Raw genomic sequence first — 15,230 nt, forward strand, 5'->3', positions numbered from 1 at the left:
GGGACGTCGCGACAACGCCAATCCGCAGCCGCCACAGGGCAATGGGCGGTTACCGATTCATAGGGGGAGCATCATGACCGAACGCATAGCCGTCGGCGACGATCTGATCGCCGTCCGCCACCATCTGCACGAGCATCCCGAACGCAGCTTCGAAGAGCGGCGCACCACCGCGTATCTTGCCGACCAGCTGCACGCGCACGGCATCGAGGTTCTTGACACGACGCTCGACACCGGGCTCGTCGGCCTGATCGAGGGAGAGAAGCCCGGTCCGCGCATCGCATTGCGCGCGGACATCGACGGCCTGCCGGTGCAGGAGGACACCGGACTGCCGTTCTCGTCGCGCAACGACGGCGTCATGCACGCCTGCGGCCACGACCTGCACATGACCGGATTGCTCGGAGCGGCCTTCTGGCTGGCCGACCACCGAGACCGGATCGCCGGCAGCATCAAGATCGTGTTCCAACCCGCCGAGGAACTCGGCATGGGCGCCCGCGCCGTGGTCGCCTCCGGCGCCACGGATGACGTCGAGGCGATCATCGGCACGCACAACAACCCGAACTATGCTCCCGGCCAGATCGCCATCGGTCCCGAACCGATGATGGCCGGATGCGTCAAGTTCAAGGTGACGCTGCACGCGCAAGGCACCCACGCCGGCTACCCGCAGAAAGGCACCGGTCCGATCGAGGCCCTCGCCACGATGATCCTTGCGCTGCAGACCATCGTCAGCCGCAATGTCTCGCCGTTCCACGCGGTCGTGCTGTCCATCACCGAAGTGCACGGCGGCCACGTATGGAACGTGGTTCCCGCCGAGGCCGGATTCCAGGGCACCGTCCGCTTCTTCGACAAGGACGACGAGACGCTCGTGCATCGTCGTTTCGTGTCCGAAGTGGACCATACCGCCGAAGCGTACGGCATCGGCGCCGACGTGGACTGGGACTGCATCCAGATGCCGCTGGTCAACGATGCGGCGCTCGCCGAGGCCGTGTCCGCCGACGTGCCCGGATACGCCTCGCTCAGGCCGATCCGCGCCAGCATGGCGGGGGAGGACTTCGTCGAATTCGCCGCGACCTCGCGCCTCGTGTTCGCGTTCGTCGGCTCGAACGGACAGGAAGGCTGCGCGGACTGGCACAGCCCGCATTTCGTCGGCATGGACGGGGCGGTCGAGCCGGCCGTCAACTTCTACGTGAACGCGGCGCTGCGCGTGCTCGAAGAACTGCGCGGCAACCGCTGAAACGAGACGCTCCCCGCCCCTGCGGGCGGGCGGCGCCCGCCGCGAAACGTGACATGGCCGTCGCGGCATGCTGCACTACACTAGGGAGCCATGACACAGATTCGTTTCGCACTCGCCCAGATCGACACCTGCGTCGGCGATCTCGATGCCAACGCCGACAAGATCATGCGATACTCGCACCTCGCCGCACAGGACCACGCGCAAGTGGTCGTGTTCCCCGAAATGACGCTCACCGGATACCCGATCGAGGACCTTGCCCTGCGCCGCACGTTCCGTCAGGCCGCCTGGGACAAGGCCAGCTGGCTCGCCACCGAACTGGCCGCCGACGGACTCGGCGACCTGTATGTGGCGGTCGGCACGGTCGGCACCGACCACGCATCCGACAAGCCGCGCAACCGCATGGTCGTCCTGCACGACGGCGTGGTCTGGGCCGGCTACGACAAGCACTTCCTGCCCAACTACGGCGTATTCGACGAATTCCGCATCTTCACGGCCGGCGACAGATCCGTCGTGCTCGACGTCGACGGCGCGCGCATCGGCGTGGCTATCTGCGAGGACATCTGGCAGGACGGAGGCCCGGTCGCCGAACTCGCCAAACGCGACATCGACGTGCTCATGACCATGAACGGCTCGCCGTACGAGGAAGGCAAGACGCACGTGCGCCACGAACTCGCCGTGCGACGCGCCGCAGAGGTGAATGCCCCCGTGATCTACGTCAACCAGGTCGGCGGCCAGGACGACCTCGTCTTCGACGGCGGCAGCTTCGTCGTCGACGCCGACGGCGCGATGCTGCTACGCTCGCCGATGTTCATGGAGCACCTCTCCTTCTTCGACCTCGACACCGACGCCGAACGTCAGCGGCCGGGCGAGATCGTGCCGGACATGGATCCGGACGAAGAGGTGTACACCGCCTGCGTGCTAGGTCTCAAGGACTACATGGCCAAGAACCGTTTCCGCGGCGTATGCCTCGGCCTGTCCGGCGGCATCGACTCCGCGCTCGTGGCCGCGATGGCCGCCGACGCGGTGGGCGGCGAGAACGTGCAGGGCATCTCCATGCCGTCCATGTACTCGTCCGACGGGTCCAAGGACGATGCGGCCGATCTGGCCGCCAACATCGGCGCGAAATACGACATCCAGCCGATCGAACCGCTGTTCAGCGCCTATCAGAAGCAGCTCGGCCTCGACGGCGTGGCCGCCGAGAACCTGCAGGCACGCATCCGCGGCGTCATCGTCATGGCCTATTCGAACTCCAGAGGGCTGCTCGCCGTGGCCACCGGCAACAAGTCCGAACTGGCCTGCGGCTACTCGACGATCTACGGCGACGCGGTCGGCGGATACGCGCCCATCAAGGATCTGCTCAAGACCCGCGTATGGGAGCTGAGCCGGTGGCGCAACCGTGCGGCAGCGGCCGGCATGGGCATCGGCGGGCTGCATGTCGTCGGCAACGAGCAGGGCGACCCGGGCAAACCGCTGTCCGGCGGCGTGATGATCCCGGTCAACTCGATCGAGAAGGCGCCGAGCGCCGAACTGCGTCCCGGCCAGAAGGATTCCGACTCGCTGCCCGAATACGAGCTGCTCGACAAGGTGCTTGCCGCGTATATCGAACATGCGCACGGCTGCGCCGACCTTTTGGCCGACGGCTTCGACGAGAAGACCGTCGACACTGTGATGCGGCTCGTGGACCGCGCCGAATGGAAGCGTCGCCAGTATCCGCTCGGACCGAAGGTCACCGCGCTTGCATTCGGCCGCGACCGTCGTCTGCCGGTGACGAACGCGTTCCGCGAGTAGTCCGGCACGTCAGTCCGGCATGTCGGCATAGTCGATCGTAGAGGCCGCGTACGTTCGGTATCGAACGGTATCGGATGCACGCGGCCGACGTGCGATTCCGTATGATCGGCATGCGTCATATCGATGAAGGGGAGCACATGAGCGACAAGGAATGGTATTTCAACACCGTTACCGAGCAGCCGGAACTCGGCAAGCTATCGCCGATCGGTCAGCGGATGGGGCCGTACAAAAGCAGGCAGGACGCACTTGATGCATGGAAGATCGTCAAGGAGCGCAACACGGTATGGGACGAACAGACCCGGGAATGGAACAAGTGGGGGTCCGGCCGGTCCGCGGATGACGGGCGGTAACGGTTCGCATGGCGAGGGCGGCCGGCGCATATGACGGTCGCCCATCGTGTCTTTGGGAACGCCGTCATGGGAGCTTTTGACGGTGTGAACGATCACGGGGAATGTGAGATAGCTCACTGCCGATTTCAGCGCTTTTTCAGATTCGTTCAACTACAATTCATAACTGAAACAAGCAACGACAAGGATGCGTTGCACCGCCACGACACCAAGGAGTGACATGACAGCAGTTGAGAATGCAGTCTCTCAGGAGGAGCTTGAGGCTCAGGCATGGGCCGGCTTCACCGAGGGCAACTGGCAGAAGGACATCGACGTTCGTGATTTCATCCAGAAGAACTACACGCCGTACACCGGCGACGAGTCGTTCCTCGCCAACGCCACCGAGAAGACCAAGCACCTGTGGAAGTACCTTGACGACAACTACCTGGCGGTCGAGCGCAAGCAGCGCGTCTACGATGTGGACACCCACACCCCGGCCGACATCGACGCCTTCCCGGCCGGCTACATCGAGTCCCCGGAGATCGACAACGTGATCGTCGGCCTGCAGACCGACGAGCCGTGCAAGCGCGCCATGATGCCGAACGGCGGCTGGCGCATGGTCGAGCAGGCCATCAAGGAGGCCGGCAAGGAGCCGGACCCGGAGATCAAGAAGATCTTCACCAAGTACCGCAAGACCCACAACGACGGCGTCTTCGGCGTCTACACCAAGCAGATCAAGATCGCCCGCCACAACAAGATCCTCACCGGTCTGCCGGACGCCTACGGCCGTGGCCGCATCATCGGCGATTACCGTCGTGTCGCCCTGTACGGCGTCAACACGCTCATCAAGTTCAAGCAGCGCGACAAGGACTCCGTGCCGTACCGCAACGACTTCACCGAGCCGGAGATCGAGCACTGGATCCGCTTCCGCGAGGAGCACGACGAGCAGATCAAGGCCCTGAAGAAGCTCATCAACCTCGGCAACGAGTACGGTCTTGACCTGACCCGCCCGGCGCGCAACGCGCAGGAGGCCGTGCAGTGGACCTACATGGGCTACCTCGCCTCCGTCAAGAGCCAGGACGGCGCCGCCATGTCCTTCGGCCGCAACTCCGCGTTCTTCGACTGTTACATCCAGCGTGATCTCGACAACGGCACGCTCGACGAGACCGGAGCCCAGGAGCTCATCGACAACATCGTCATGAAGCTGCGCATCGTGCGATTCCTGCGCACCAAGGACTACGACGCGATCTTCTCCGGCGACCCGTACTGGGCGACCTGGTCCGACGCCGGTTTCGCCGACGACGGCCGCCCGATGGTCACCAAGACCTCGTTCCGCCTGCTCAACACGCTGACCCTCGAGCACCTCGGACCCGGCCCCGAGCCGAACATCACCATCTTCTGGGATCCGAAGCTGCCGGAAGGCTACAAGAAGTTCTGCGCCAAGATCTCCATCGACACCTCGGCCATCCAGTACGAGTCCGACAAGGAGATCCGCTCCCACTGGGGCGACGACGCGGCCATCGCCTGCTGCGTCTCCCCGATGCGCGTCGGCAAGCAGATGCAGTTCTTCGCCGCCCGCGTCAACTCCGCCAAGGCCCTGCTGTACGCGATCAACGGCGGCCGCGACGAGATGACCGGCATGCAGGTCATCGACAAGGGCGTGATCGAGCCGATCGCCCCGGAGGCCGACGGCACGCTCGACTACGAGAAGGTCAAGGCCAACTACGAGAAGGCTCTCGAATGGCTGTCCGAGACCTACGTGATGGCGCTGAACATCATCCACTACATGCACGATAAGTACGCGTACGAGTCCATCGAGATGGCCCTGCACGACAAGGAGGTGTACCGCACCCTCGGCTGCGGCATGTCCGGCCTGTCCATCGCCGCCGACTCGCTGTCCGCCGTCAAGTACGCCAAGGTGTACCCGATCTACAACAAGGACGCCAAGGATCTGCCGGGCCACGAGTACGAGTACGTCGAAGGCGCCGATGACGATCTGGTCGTGGGCTACCGCACCGAGGGCGACTTCCCGGTGTACGGCAACGACGACGATCGCGCCGACGACATCGCCAAGTGGGTCGTCTCCACGGTCATGGGCCAGGTCAAGAGGCTCCCGGTCTACCGCGGCGCCGTTCCGACCCAGTCCATCCTGACGATCACCTCCAACGTGGAGTACGGCAAGAACACCGGTTCCTTCCCGTCCCGTCACAAGAAGGGCACCCCGTATGCCCCGGGCGCGAACCCGGAGAACGGCATGGACTCCCACGGCATGCTGCCGTCGATGTTCTCGGTCGGCAAGATCGACTACAACGACGCGTTGGACGGCATCTCGCTGACCAACACGATCACCCCCGACGGCCTCGGCCGCGATGAGGACGAGCGCATCGCCAACCTCGTCGGCATCCTTGACGCGGGCAACGGCCACGGCCTGTACCACGCCAACATCAACGTGCTGCGCAAGGAGCAGCTCGAGGACGCCGTCGAGCACCCGGAGAAGTACCCGCACCTGACGGTGCGCGTCTCCGGCTACGCGGTGAACTTCGTCAAGCTCACCAAGGAGCAGCAGCTCGACGTGATCTCCCGCACGTTCCATCAGGGCGCCGTCACCGAGTGACGCGGCCTGCGTGAGGATCAGGCGGTAAACGGATGAAAGGGGTGGAGCGCGATGCTCCGCCCCTTTTCCTGTTACGGACCGCCTTGCGACGGAAGGGACACAGAGGATTCAGGAGGACGACGATGCCCGACAACACACCATTTCGCACCACCACACGGCATATGCTCAAGGAGTCGAAGACCTACGCCAGCCAGACGCTGATGGGAGGCCTGTCCGGTTTCGAATCGCCGATAGGACTCGATCGCCGCGACCGTATCACGGCGCTCAAGACCGGCGACATCGGATTCGTGCATTCGTGGGACATCAACACCTCCGTGGACGGTCCGGGCACGCGCATGACCGTGTTCATGTCCGGCTGCCCGTTGCGCTGCCAGTATTGCCAGAACCCCGACACGTGGAAGATGCGTGACGGCCAGCCGGTCTACCTCGACGCGATGATCAAGAAGGTCGCCCGCTACGCCGACCTGTTCAAGGCCACGCACGGCGGCATCACGTTCTCCGGAGGCGAGTCGATGATGCAGCCCGCATTCGTCTCCCGCGTGTTCCGCGCAGCCAAGGAGATGGGCGTGCATACCTGCCTTGACACGTCCGGCTTCCTCAACAAGAACTACACCGACGAAATGATCGACGACATCGACCTGTGTCTGCTCGACGTCAAGTCCGGCGACGAGGAAACGTATCACGAAGTGACCGGCGGCCTGCTGCAGCCCACCATCGACTTCGGCCGGCGGCTCGCCAAGGCCGGCAAGAAGATCTGGGTGCGTTTCGTGCTCGTGCCGGGACTCACCTCGTCCGAGGAGAACGTCGAGAACGTGGCTCGGATCTGCGAGTCGTTCGGCGATGCGGTCGAACACGTCGACGTGCTCGGCTTCCATCAGCTCGGCCGGCCCAAGTGGCACGAACTGCGCATCCCATACCCGCTCGAGGACCAGAAGGGACCGAGCGCCGCGCTCAAGAAGCGCGTGGTCGAGCAGTTCGAATCGCACGGCCTGACCGTGTACTGACCTCCATTGCGCTCCCCTCTGCAGGGGAGCCGGAGACGAAGCCGCTTCGGAGAGGGGTAGGCATGCGACCCGCATGGCCTGACGGAGTTCATAACCGTCGGCGATCCCGAACGAATGCGCATCTTTCGCGCGCCGATGCAGCGCGGGACGCCATCCATGCCGTAGCCTTGTACTATGGCTGAGATTTTCGCTTTTTCCTCGGCGGACGGTCAGACGGCGACGGCGCCGCAATGCAGGGTCGCGTCGTTCCCGCGTCCGGACGGCATCCCCGATGAGGTGTGGAATGCCGTGGAGTCGGTGCGCGCGATGCGACGCGTGCGGGGCGTACGCTATTGCGAGATTCCCGTTCCCGAATCGGCGGCCGATTACGGTATCGGCGTGTCGCTGTCATGCTCGGCTGACGGCGGCCGGGACGATGCCGGATACGCGCGGCCGACGCAGGGTTGGATCATGGTGATGTACCGGCACGATGTTCCCCGGACGTGGCGCTCCCATTGGCGGTGCGTGGCCTATGCCGACCTGCCGGCGGTGCCTGCGGACCATGACACGACCTCCGCCCGGTATTGGAACGACCTGCGTCGGTACGTGGCGCCGCCGTCGTGCATCGGATTGAACGGTACGGTGACGATCAGACGGGATACGACGTTCCCCTCGTCGGACGACGATCCCGGCGCGGTGACGGATCTGGGCCATGCCGATGACGGCGTCGGTTGCGAGTTGCGGGTATCATGGACGCCGCTTGACGATACCGGACATGGACCGAACGCCGGCGACCAGATACGTCTGTGGGCGTGTTTTCTGAAATCCATGTCAGCGACCGAGGAGGAACCGTTCCGTTGACTGACGAGCCGAGACTGCAGGCTGAACCACGTGGCGGCGTGCCGGATGTCACTTCGACCATCGCCGGATACCAGGAGGTATGCGAACGGTTCTCTGCGGCCACGGGCTCGCTGGCGGCCGACGCGGAACGCGCGTCGGGCTTCCGCTACAGCCATGAGGATTGGCTCATCCAGTTCAAGCGCGACGGTGCGGGCATCGCGTTGCTCGACCCGGTGGCATTGACCATGCTCGGCGCCGACTGGAACGAGTTCGACGACGCGGTCGGAGACGCGACATGGATCCTGCACGACTCGTTGCAGGATCTTCCGGGATTCGCCGATCTCGGACTGCGTCCGACGTCGCTGTTCGACACGGAGATCGCCGCCCGGCTGCTTGGACTGCATCGGTTCGGACTGGCCGCGGTCACCGAACATTATCTGGGCATCACCTTGGCCAAGGAACATTCCGCGGCCGACTGGTCGTATCGTCCGTTGCCGCGTGACTGGCGCAACTATGCGGCGTTGGACGTCGAGCTGCTCATCGAACTGGAACGGCTCATGCGCGCCGATCTCAAAGCCCACGGCAAGGAGCAGTGGGCCGAGGAGGAATTCGCCTACGCGCTGGCCGAAGGGACAGGCCCGCGCAAGCCGCATCCGGTGCCGTGGATGCGCATATCGCATATCAACAGGCTCAACCGGGACATGCAGGGTCTGGCGATCGCCAAGGAGCTGTGGGAGGAACGGGACAGGCTCGCCCGGCAATACGACATCGCTCCCGCGCTGTTGCTCGCCGACTCGTCGATCATCGAGGCCGCCCTGAAAAAACCTCGCAATGCCCGCGAATTCCGGGCGATCCGCTCTCTGAACGAGCGCGTGCGCATGAACACCGGCGGCGAGCAGGACAAGATGTTCGAACGGTATGCGCCTATCCAGCGTAAGGTCAAGCCGTCCGTATGGCGCGAGACGATCCGTCGGGCGCTTGCCCTTAAACCGGACCAGTGGCCCGTCATTCCCGCGCCCTCGCGTGACGAGGCCAACGGGGGAGGAGGTCCTCGTTCGCTCAAGGTGTGGGAGGCCCGTCATCCGGAGCGGTATGAGCGTCTGCAGCGTGTGCGCGGGGTGATCAATCAGATCGCCGAAGACACGCGGACGCCCCCCGAAATCATCATCAAGCCGCAGATCATCCGCAACCTGTGCTGGAGCGAGGATCCCAGGCGGATCGACGTCGCGGACTTCCTTTCGGCCCAGGGCGCACGCGAATGGCAAGTCGGTCTGGTTGCGGCGTCCGTGAGTAGGGTTATCATGTAACGGTTGCCCAATGGGCAGAACTATGACAGTAACGACTTTTCAGGAGCGTTTAGCGTGAAGATCAGCGTCAGGAACCTCGAGCCCACCAAGGTGAAGCTCACCATCACCGTCGAGCCGGAGGAGTTCAACCCCTTCCTCGATCAGGCCCGCAAGGAGATCGGCAAGCAGGTGAACGTCCCCGGCTTCCGTAAGGGTCATGTGCCCGGCAAGATCATCGACCAGCGCATCGGCTTCGCGGCCGTCGCCGGTGAGGCCGTGAACAACGGCGTGCCGGAGCTCTACTCCCAGGCCCTGGACGAGAAGAAGATCCGTCCGATGGCCCAGCCGGAGATCGACGTGCAGGAAGTGCCGTCCTCTGCGAACGACGAGACCAAGCTCAAGTTCGTGGCCACCGTCGAACGTCGTCCGGAAATCGAGCTGCCGGCTCTCGAAGGCCTGACCATCGAGGTCGCCAAGCCGGAAGTCACCGATGAAGACGTGGCCAAGCGCCTCGAATCCCTGCGCCAGCGTTTCGGCACCCTCGTGGGCGTCGATCGTCCGGCCGCCAAGGGCGACTTCGCCAACATCGACCTGAACGCCGAGATCGACGGCGAGACCGTCGAATCCCAGGAGGGCGTGAGCTACGAGCTGGGTTCCGGCACCATGCTGGACGGCCTTGACGAGGCCCTCGACGGCCTGTCCGCCGGCGAGGAGACCACCTTCGAAGGCACGCTGGAAGCCGGCGAGCACGAAGGCCAGAAGGCTCAGGTCAAGGTGAAGGTCAACTCCGTCAAGGCCGAGGAACTGCCGGAGCTCGACGACGACTTCGCGCAGGAAGCCTCCGAGTTCGACACCCTCGACGAGCTCAAGGCCGACATCCGCAAGCAGATCGAGCAGGAGGGCGAAGCTCGCCAGGCCACCGAAGCCCGCGACGCGTTCCTCGCCAAGCTCGCCGAGGATCTGGAGATCCCGGTGCCGAAGGGCGTGAAGGCGGATGCCGTCAACGAGCACCTCAAGTCCCTGACCGCCGACCCGGAGAAGGCCACCGACGAGCAGAAGGCCCAGGCCGACGAAGCCGCCGAGAAGGAACTCAAGGATCAGATCCTGCTCGACACCCTGGCCGAGAAGCTGGACGTCCAGGTCTCCCAGTCCGACGTGTTCAACTTCCTCGCCTCCATCGCCCAGCAGTACGGCATGGATCCGAACGCGTTCATCAACGCGATCGTGAAGAACGGCCAGCTCGGCTCCGCCGTGGCCGAGGTCGGCCGTTCCAAGGGTCTGCTGGCCGGCATGCGCGCCGTGTCCTTCACCTGTGAGGGTGAGCCGCTCGACCTGAGCGCGTTCCTGGGTGCCGATGAGGACTCCGAGGACGAAAGCGTCGCCGCCGCTTCCGCTGCCGCCGCCGTTGCCGACGAAGCCGCCGTTGCCGACGAAGCCCCGGCCGAGAACGCCGAGTGAGCGTAGCACTGGGCCGATAAGGCGACAAGTGTTGTAAAAGGCTTGGAATCAGTAGGATTCCAAGCCTTTTGCTGTATGTGCGGCCGGACTGGCATTGGCCGCCGCATGAGGGCGGAATGACGACGGATAAGGGGAGAGAAGGATGACGGAGAAAACCGCGAAGATCGGTAAAGCCGTGAATCCAATGGATTGGAAGCGTGTCGGATGGATGGCGGCCGCCACGCTGATACTCGGAGCGGTGATCGGCGTCGGTGCGGGATTGCTGACATTGATGCTGTACTGCATTGAGCGGGTGATGCTCGGTTACGTCGAAGGTTCGGCGGCGCCGGGGCCGTTCGCCGTGCCGGCCGTGCGTCGTGCGATGTCGGTGACGGTCGGTCTGACGGTCGCCGGCGTGATCTGGTGGCTGCTGCGCACGAAGACCACGAAAGTGCCGTCCGTCAAGAAAGCCGTCGCCGGCGATCGCATGCCGGCCTGGCAGACGATCGTGCACGTCTGCCTGCAGATCTTCATCGTCGGCACCGGCGCGTCGATCGGACGAGAGGTCGCGCCGCGCGAACTCGGCGCGATGCTCGCGCAACGGTTTTGCGACCTGTTCCGCCTCAATGGCCTTGACAGGCGTGTCGTCGTCGCGGTGGCGGCAGGAGCCGGTCTGGGCGGCGTGTACAACGCGCCGTTCGCCGGCATGTTCTTCGCCGTGGAGATCCTGCTGGCCGATGTCGCGATCGAAAACGTCGCGTTCGGACTCGGCATGTCCGCGGTGGCGGCGTTCGTCGCGTCAAGCATCAAAGGACGACATGTCTTTTATGACATTTCGCTCATGCAGAACGATCTGACGCCGACGATCATGCTCGCCGCCCTGCTGATCGGCGTCGCCTGCGGCGCTGCGGGCGCATGCTTCCGACGTGGCTCGCAATGGGCGGAATCGCATAAGCCGGCCGGTACGGCGATCCTATGGCAGATGCCGCTTGCCGGCGTGCTGACCGGTCTGATCGCCATCGTGGTCCCGCAGATCATGGGCAACGGCCGTGCCGCCGCGCAACTCGGATTCAGCACGGTGTCCATGATGCAGGGAACCGTTGCGGCGTCCGGCGGGAGTGCCGCGACCAATGCCGTAATCGTCGCGGAGCAGGGCGCGTCGGCGGGGGATTCGCCGGTGTCGCCCTGGTCACTGCTCGGACTCGACTTGCATCAGTCGCAGCTCGCCATCGTGCTGCTGGTACTTGCCGTCACGTTCATCGCCAAGACCGTGGCCACGTTGCTCACGATTCGTTCCGGCGCATCCGGCGGCGTGCTTCAGCCCGGCATCGCGCTCGGCTCCACACTCGGCGCGATGATCGGCGTGCTGTGGACGATCGCGTTCCCCGCGGACTCGGTCACCGCATGCGCCCTCATCGGCGCGGCCGCGCTCCTGTCCGCATCCCAGCAGGCTCCGCTCATGGCCATGTGCCTCGTGCTGGAACTTACCGCGGCCCCCAGCGCGTTCTACGTCCCCGTCGCGTTGGGCGTCGCCGTCTCCGCGTTCCTCTCCCATCAGCTCCTGCGCAAGTAGGCACGGCCGTACGGATCGCCATGACCGGATGCCCCACCGCGGACGTGGTCGGACGGCGGTCGTCCGGAGGACGGACGCATATGCTATGCGGGTAGCCGAAAACGGGGTGCGCAGGCGTCGGCGGTCGCTTTGAACGGGTAATGTAGCTAAGCGTAATGTTTTATGAGTCAAGGAGATAAGGTGGCAGGTTTCATGACACCCTCACCCACGATGGGCGAAGGCGACGCCCCGTCCATGGTGGATCCGATTTTCAACCGGTTGCTCAAAGACCGCATCATCTGGATGGGCGAAGAGGTCAAGGACGATATGGCCAACCGCATCTGCGCTCAGATGCTGATGCTCGCGGCCGAGGATCCGAAGAAGGACATCTGGCTGTACATCAACTCGCCGGGCGGCTCGATCACCGCCGGCATGGCAATCTACGACACCATGCAGCTCATCGAGCCCGACGTGGCGACCGTGGGCCTGGGCATGTGCGCATCTATGGGCCAGTTCCTCCTGAGCTCCGGCACGCCGGGCAAGCGATTCCTGACCTCGCACGCCCGCGTGCTCATGCACCAGCCGTCCGGAGGCATCGGCGGCACCACCACCGACGTGCGCATCAACGCCGAGCTCATCATGGACATGAAGAAGACCCTCGCCGAACTGACGGCCAAGCAGACCGGCCACACCGTCGAGGAGATCTACCGCGACAACGAGTACGACCACTGGTTCACCGCGCAGGAAGCGCTCGAATACGGGTTCGTCGACAAGATCGTGTCCACGCACGACACGATGAGCGCGAAGGAAGGGGAGTGAGTCATATGGCATCCGAAGAAGCGAAGTTCGTCCAGCGTGCCGATCGTCTGGCCGGCCCCGCCGGCGTCGTCGGCTTCATGCCGGCCGCCGCGCGCGAGGCCGCGCTCGCAGGCCGTGGCATGGCCCCGGCCATGCCGCAGGACCGTTACATCCTTCCGCAGTTCTCCGAGAAGACGCCGTACGGCATGAAGACGCAGGATCCGTACACCAAGCTGTTCGAGGATCGCATCATCTTCATGGGCGTGCAGGTCGACGACACCTCGGCCGACGACATCATGGCCCAGCTGCTCGTGCTCGAAAGCATGGATCCGAACCGCGACGTGATGATGTACATCAACTCTCCCGGCGGCTCCATGACCGCGATGACCGCGATCTATGACACCATGCAGTACATCAAGCCCGACGTGCAGACCGTGTGCCTCGGCCAGGCCGCGTCCGCCGCGGCGATCCTGCTCGCGGCCGGCGCCAAGGGCAAGCGCCTGATCCTGCCGAACGCGCGTGTGCTCATCCACCAGCCGGCCATCGATCAGGGCTTCGGCAAGGCCACCGAGATCGAGATTCAGGCCAAGGAGATGCTGCGCATGCGTGCCTGGCTCGAGAACACGCTTGCCAAGCACACCGGACAGGACGTCGAGAAGATCCGCAAGGACATCGAGGTCGATACGTTCCTGACGGCCCAGGAGGCCAAGGAATACGGCATCGTGGACGAAGTGCTCGAGCACCGTTCGTGACGTCGCGACGATGATACCCTCAGCCGGTTCGACTGGGGGTATCTTTGTATGGTTTTGATCGATTGCTGATTGATTCGGCCGTTTCGATGGCGGGACGGAGGGAGCGGGTATGGGACGTGTGGTGAGCTATAACGAGGACGTGCCGCGCTGCACGTTCTGCGGCAAGACCGAGCGTCAGGTGCGCAAGCTGGTGGCCGGTCCGTCCGCCGCGATCTGCGACGAATGCATCGAACTGTGCGTCGATATCATCTCCGAGGAGCGACGGCGCAGCGCCGACGTCAACGCGTTGTCATTGCCCAGGCCCACCGACATCAACGCGTACCTCGACCAGTTCGTCGTCGGGCAGCAGACGGCCAAACGCACGTTGGCCGTTGCCGTGTACAACCATTACAAGCGCGTCAACATGGAGCTGCGCGAGGCGGCGGGGCAATTTGGCGCCGGTTCCGGCGTCCGGCGGTCGGGTCTTGGCGTTTCGGCCGCACGGCATGGCGGAAACGATCCGTTGGACGACGTCGAGGTCGCCAAATCGAACATCCTGCTGCTCGGTCCCACCGGCGTGGGCAAGACGTATCTTGCGCAGTCTCTTGCCAAGGTCATGAACGTGCCGTTCGTCATCACCGACGCCACCACGCTCACCGAAGCCGGCTATGTGGGCGACGACGTGGAGACGGTGCTCCAGAGGCTCATCGCGGCCGCCGACGGCGACGTCGAACGCGCGCAGCACGGCATCATATACATCGACGAGATCGACAAGATCGCACGCAAATCGGGCGAAAACACGTCCATCACGCGTGACGTGTCCGGTGAAGGCGTGCAGCAGGCATTGCTCAAGATCCTCGAAGGCACGATCGCGTCCGTTCCGGTCGAAGGCGGACGCAAACACAAGGAACAGGAAACCGTGCAGATCGACACGCGCGGCATCCTGTTCATCTGCGGGGGCGCGTTCGTCGGACTGGACGACATCATCGGGCGACGGCTTGGCACGCGCGAGAGCGGATTCGGTACCGCCTGGCACGACCGCGACATCACCTCGGAGGAGCTGCTGGCGCAGGTCAACGCCGACGATCTGGCCGAATTCGGTCTGCTGCCGGAATTCATCGGACGATTGCCGGTCATCAGCGTATTGGACGAACTGACCGAAGACGATCTGGCGCGTATTCTCGTCGAGCCGCGCAACGCGCTGACCAAGCAGTACCGCAAGATGTTCGCGGAGGACGGCGTGGACCTTGCATTCACCGAGGAGGCGGTGCGTGAGATCGCCGCAACGGCCATCACGCGAGGAACGGGAGCGCGCGGACTTCGTTCAATCATCGAGAAGACATTGGAGGAGACGATGTTCGATCTGCCCGGCATGGACGATGTCGGTCAGGTAATCGTGGATGCGGCGTCGGTACGAGGCGAAAGCCGGCCGAAGCTTGTTCGCTCCGAGGGGGCAATTCGGCTGCCGAGAAGGCGGGAAGCCTAGGAAAATGGCGCGACATGCCGATATTTGCTTTTTAAGCAATGCTGTTGTAGTTTATACGGGTTGCCGAAAACAAGACAACATGCGCCAGTAGCCCAGCGGATTAGAGCAGCTGACTACGGATCAGCAGGTCGCAGGTTCGAATCCTGTCTGGCGCACGC

General features: G+C 64.1%; 12 protein-coding genes and 1 tRNA gene. All 13 read left to right on the forward strand.

All coding sequences use genetic code 11. The features are described 5' to 3' along the window. Positions 1-73: 73 nt before the first annotated feature. The 13 genes from GFD25_RS06310 (at position 74) to GFD25_RS06370 (ending at position 15,227) form a co-directional block, all read left to right on the forward strand. Positions 74-1,231, forward strand: coding sequence for a M20 metallopeptidase family protein (locus GFD25_RS06310; protein WP_163231050.1), 1,158 nt, complete (start codon positions 74-76; stop codon positions 1,229-1,231). A gap of 90 nt (positions 1,232-1,321) precedes the next feature. Then, the gene (locus tag GFD25_RS06315) at positions 1,322-3,019 is read left to right on the forward strand and encodes an NAD+ synthase (RefSeq protein WP_163231052.1); all 1,698 of its coding nucleotides are present in this window, start codon (positions 1,322-1,324) and stop codon (positions 3,017-3,019) included. 137 nt (positions 3,020-3,156) lie between these two features. Further along, a complete protein-coding gene (locus GFD25_RS06320) occupies positions 3,157-3,369 on the forward strand; it encodes a hypothetical protein (RefSeq protein WP_163231054.1) in 213 nt (70 codons plus the stop codon). Positions 3,370-3,586: 217 nt separating this feature from the next. Next, positions 3,587-5,959 carry a formate C-acetyltransferase gene (pflB, locus tag GFD25_RS06325; protein ID WP_163231056.1) on the forward strand — a complete coding sequence of 791 codons (2,373 nt, stop codon included), beginning with the start codon at positions 3,587-3,589 and terminating at the stop codon, positions 5,957-5,959. A gap of 122 nt (positions 5,960-6,081) precedes the next feature. Then, positions 6,082-6,963, forward strand: a complete 882-nt coding sequence (gene pflA, locus GFD25_RS06330) for a pyruvate formate-lyase-activating protein (protein WP_163231058.1) — start codon at positions 6,082-6,084, stop codon at positions 6,961-6,963. A gap of 174 nt (positions 6,964-7,137) precedes the next feature. After that, on the forward strand, positions 7,138-7,803 hold the full coding sequence (locus tag GFD25_RS06335; protein ID WP_163231060.1) for a DUF3000 family protein: 666 nt from the start codon (positions 7,138-7,140) through the stop codon (positions 7,801-7,803). Then, entirely contained in the window at positions 7,800-9,089 is a 1,290-nt protein-coding gene (locus tag GFD25_RS06340) for an HRDC domain-containing protein (RefSeq protein ID WP_163231062.1), read from the forward strand. Before GFD25_RS06335 ends, GFD25_RS06340 begins: the two co-directional genes overlap by 4 nt. Before the next feature lie 54 nt (positions 9,090-9,143). Further along, positions 9,144-10,526, forward strand: coding sequence for a trigger factor (tig, locus tag GFD25_RS06345; RefSeq protein WP_163231064.1), 1,383 nt, complete (start codon positions 9,144-9,146; stop codon positions 10,524-10,526). A 142-nt stretch (positions 10,527-10,668) separates the two neighbouring features. Beyond that, the gene (locus GFD25_RS06350) at positions 10,669-12,078 is read left to right on the forward strand and encodes a chloride channel protein (protein WP_163231066.1); all 1,410 of its coding nucleotides are present in this window, start codon (positions 10,669-10,671) and stop codon (positions 12,076-12,078) included. A gap of 192 nt (positions 12,079-12,270) precedes the next feature. Beyond that, positions 12,271-12,876: an ATP-dependent Clp protease proteolytic subunit gene (locus GFD25_RS06355; protein WP_152357420.1), complete on the forward strand. Its 606-nt coding sequence runs from the start codon at positions 12,271-12,273 to the stop codon at positions 12,874-12,876. Positions 12,877-12,881: 5 nt separating this feature from the next. Next, entirely contained in the window at positions 12,882-13,607 is a 726-nt protein-coding gene (locus GFD25_RS06360; protein WP_163231068.1) for an ATP-dependent Clp protease proteolytic subunit, read from the forward strand. Positions 13,608-13,716: 109 nt separating this feature from the next. After that, positions 13,717-15,072, forward strand: a complete 1,356-nt coding sequence (clpX, locus tag GFD25_RS06365; RefSeq protein ID WP_163231070.1) for an ATP-dependent Clp protease ATP-binding subunit ClpX — start codon at positions 13,717-13,719, stop codon at positions 15,070-15,072. Positions 15,073-15,153: 81 nt separating this feature from the next. Next, positions 15,154-15,227: transfer RNA gene (locus GFD25_RS06370), tRNA-Arg, on the forward strand. Positions 15,228-15,230 lie beyond the last annotated feature (3 nt).

The organism is Bifidobacterium aerophilum (assembly GCF_010667685.1).
Classification (GTDB): Bacteria; Actinomycetota; Actinomycetes; order Actinomycetales; family Bifidobacteriaceae; genus Bifidobacterium; species Bifidobacterium aerophilum.

Bases quoted from the DNA above. Each gene is read 5' to 3' on its own strand.
- GFD25_RS06310 (WP_163231050.1), top strand. From the start codon at position 74: ATGACCGAACGCATAGCCGTCGGCGACGATCTGATCGCCGTCCGCCAC.
- GFD25_RS06315 (WP_163231052.1), top strand. From the start codon at position 1,322: ATGACACAGATTCGTTTCGCACTCGCCCAGATCGACACCTGCGTCGGC.
- GFD25_RS06320 (WP_163231054.1), top strand. From the start codon at position 3,157: ATGAGCGACAAGGAATGGTATTTCAACACCGTTACCGAGCAGCCGGAA.
- pflB (WP_163231056.1), top strand. From the start codon at position 3,587: ATGACAGCAGTTGAGAATGCAGTCTCTCAGGAGGAGCTTGAGGCTCAG.
- pflA (WP_163231058.1), top strand. From the start codon at position 6,082: ATGCCCGACAACACACCATTTCGCACCACCACACGGCATATGCTCAAG.
- GFD25_RS06335 (WP_163231060.1), top strand. From the start codon at position 7,138: ATGGCTGAGATTTTCGCTTTTTCCTCGGCGGACGGTCAGACGGCGACG.
- GFD25_RS06350 (WP_163231066.1), top strand. From the start codon at position 10,669: ATGACGGAGAAAACCGCGAAGATCGGTAAAGCCGTGAATCCAATGGAT.
- GFD25_RS06355 (WP_152357420.1), top strand. From the start codon at position 12,271: ATGACACCCTCACCCACGATGGGCGAAGGCGACGCCCCGTCCATGGTG.
- GFD25_RS06360 (WP_163231068.1), top strand. From the start codon at position 12,882: ATGGCATCCGAAGAAGCGAAGTTCGTCCAGCGTGCCGATCGTCTGGCC.
- clpX (WP_163231070.1), top strand. From the start codon at position 13,717: ATGGGACGTGTGGTGAGCTATAACGAGGACGTGCCGCGCTGCACGTTC.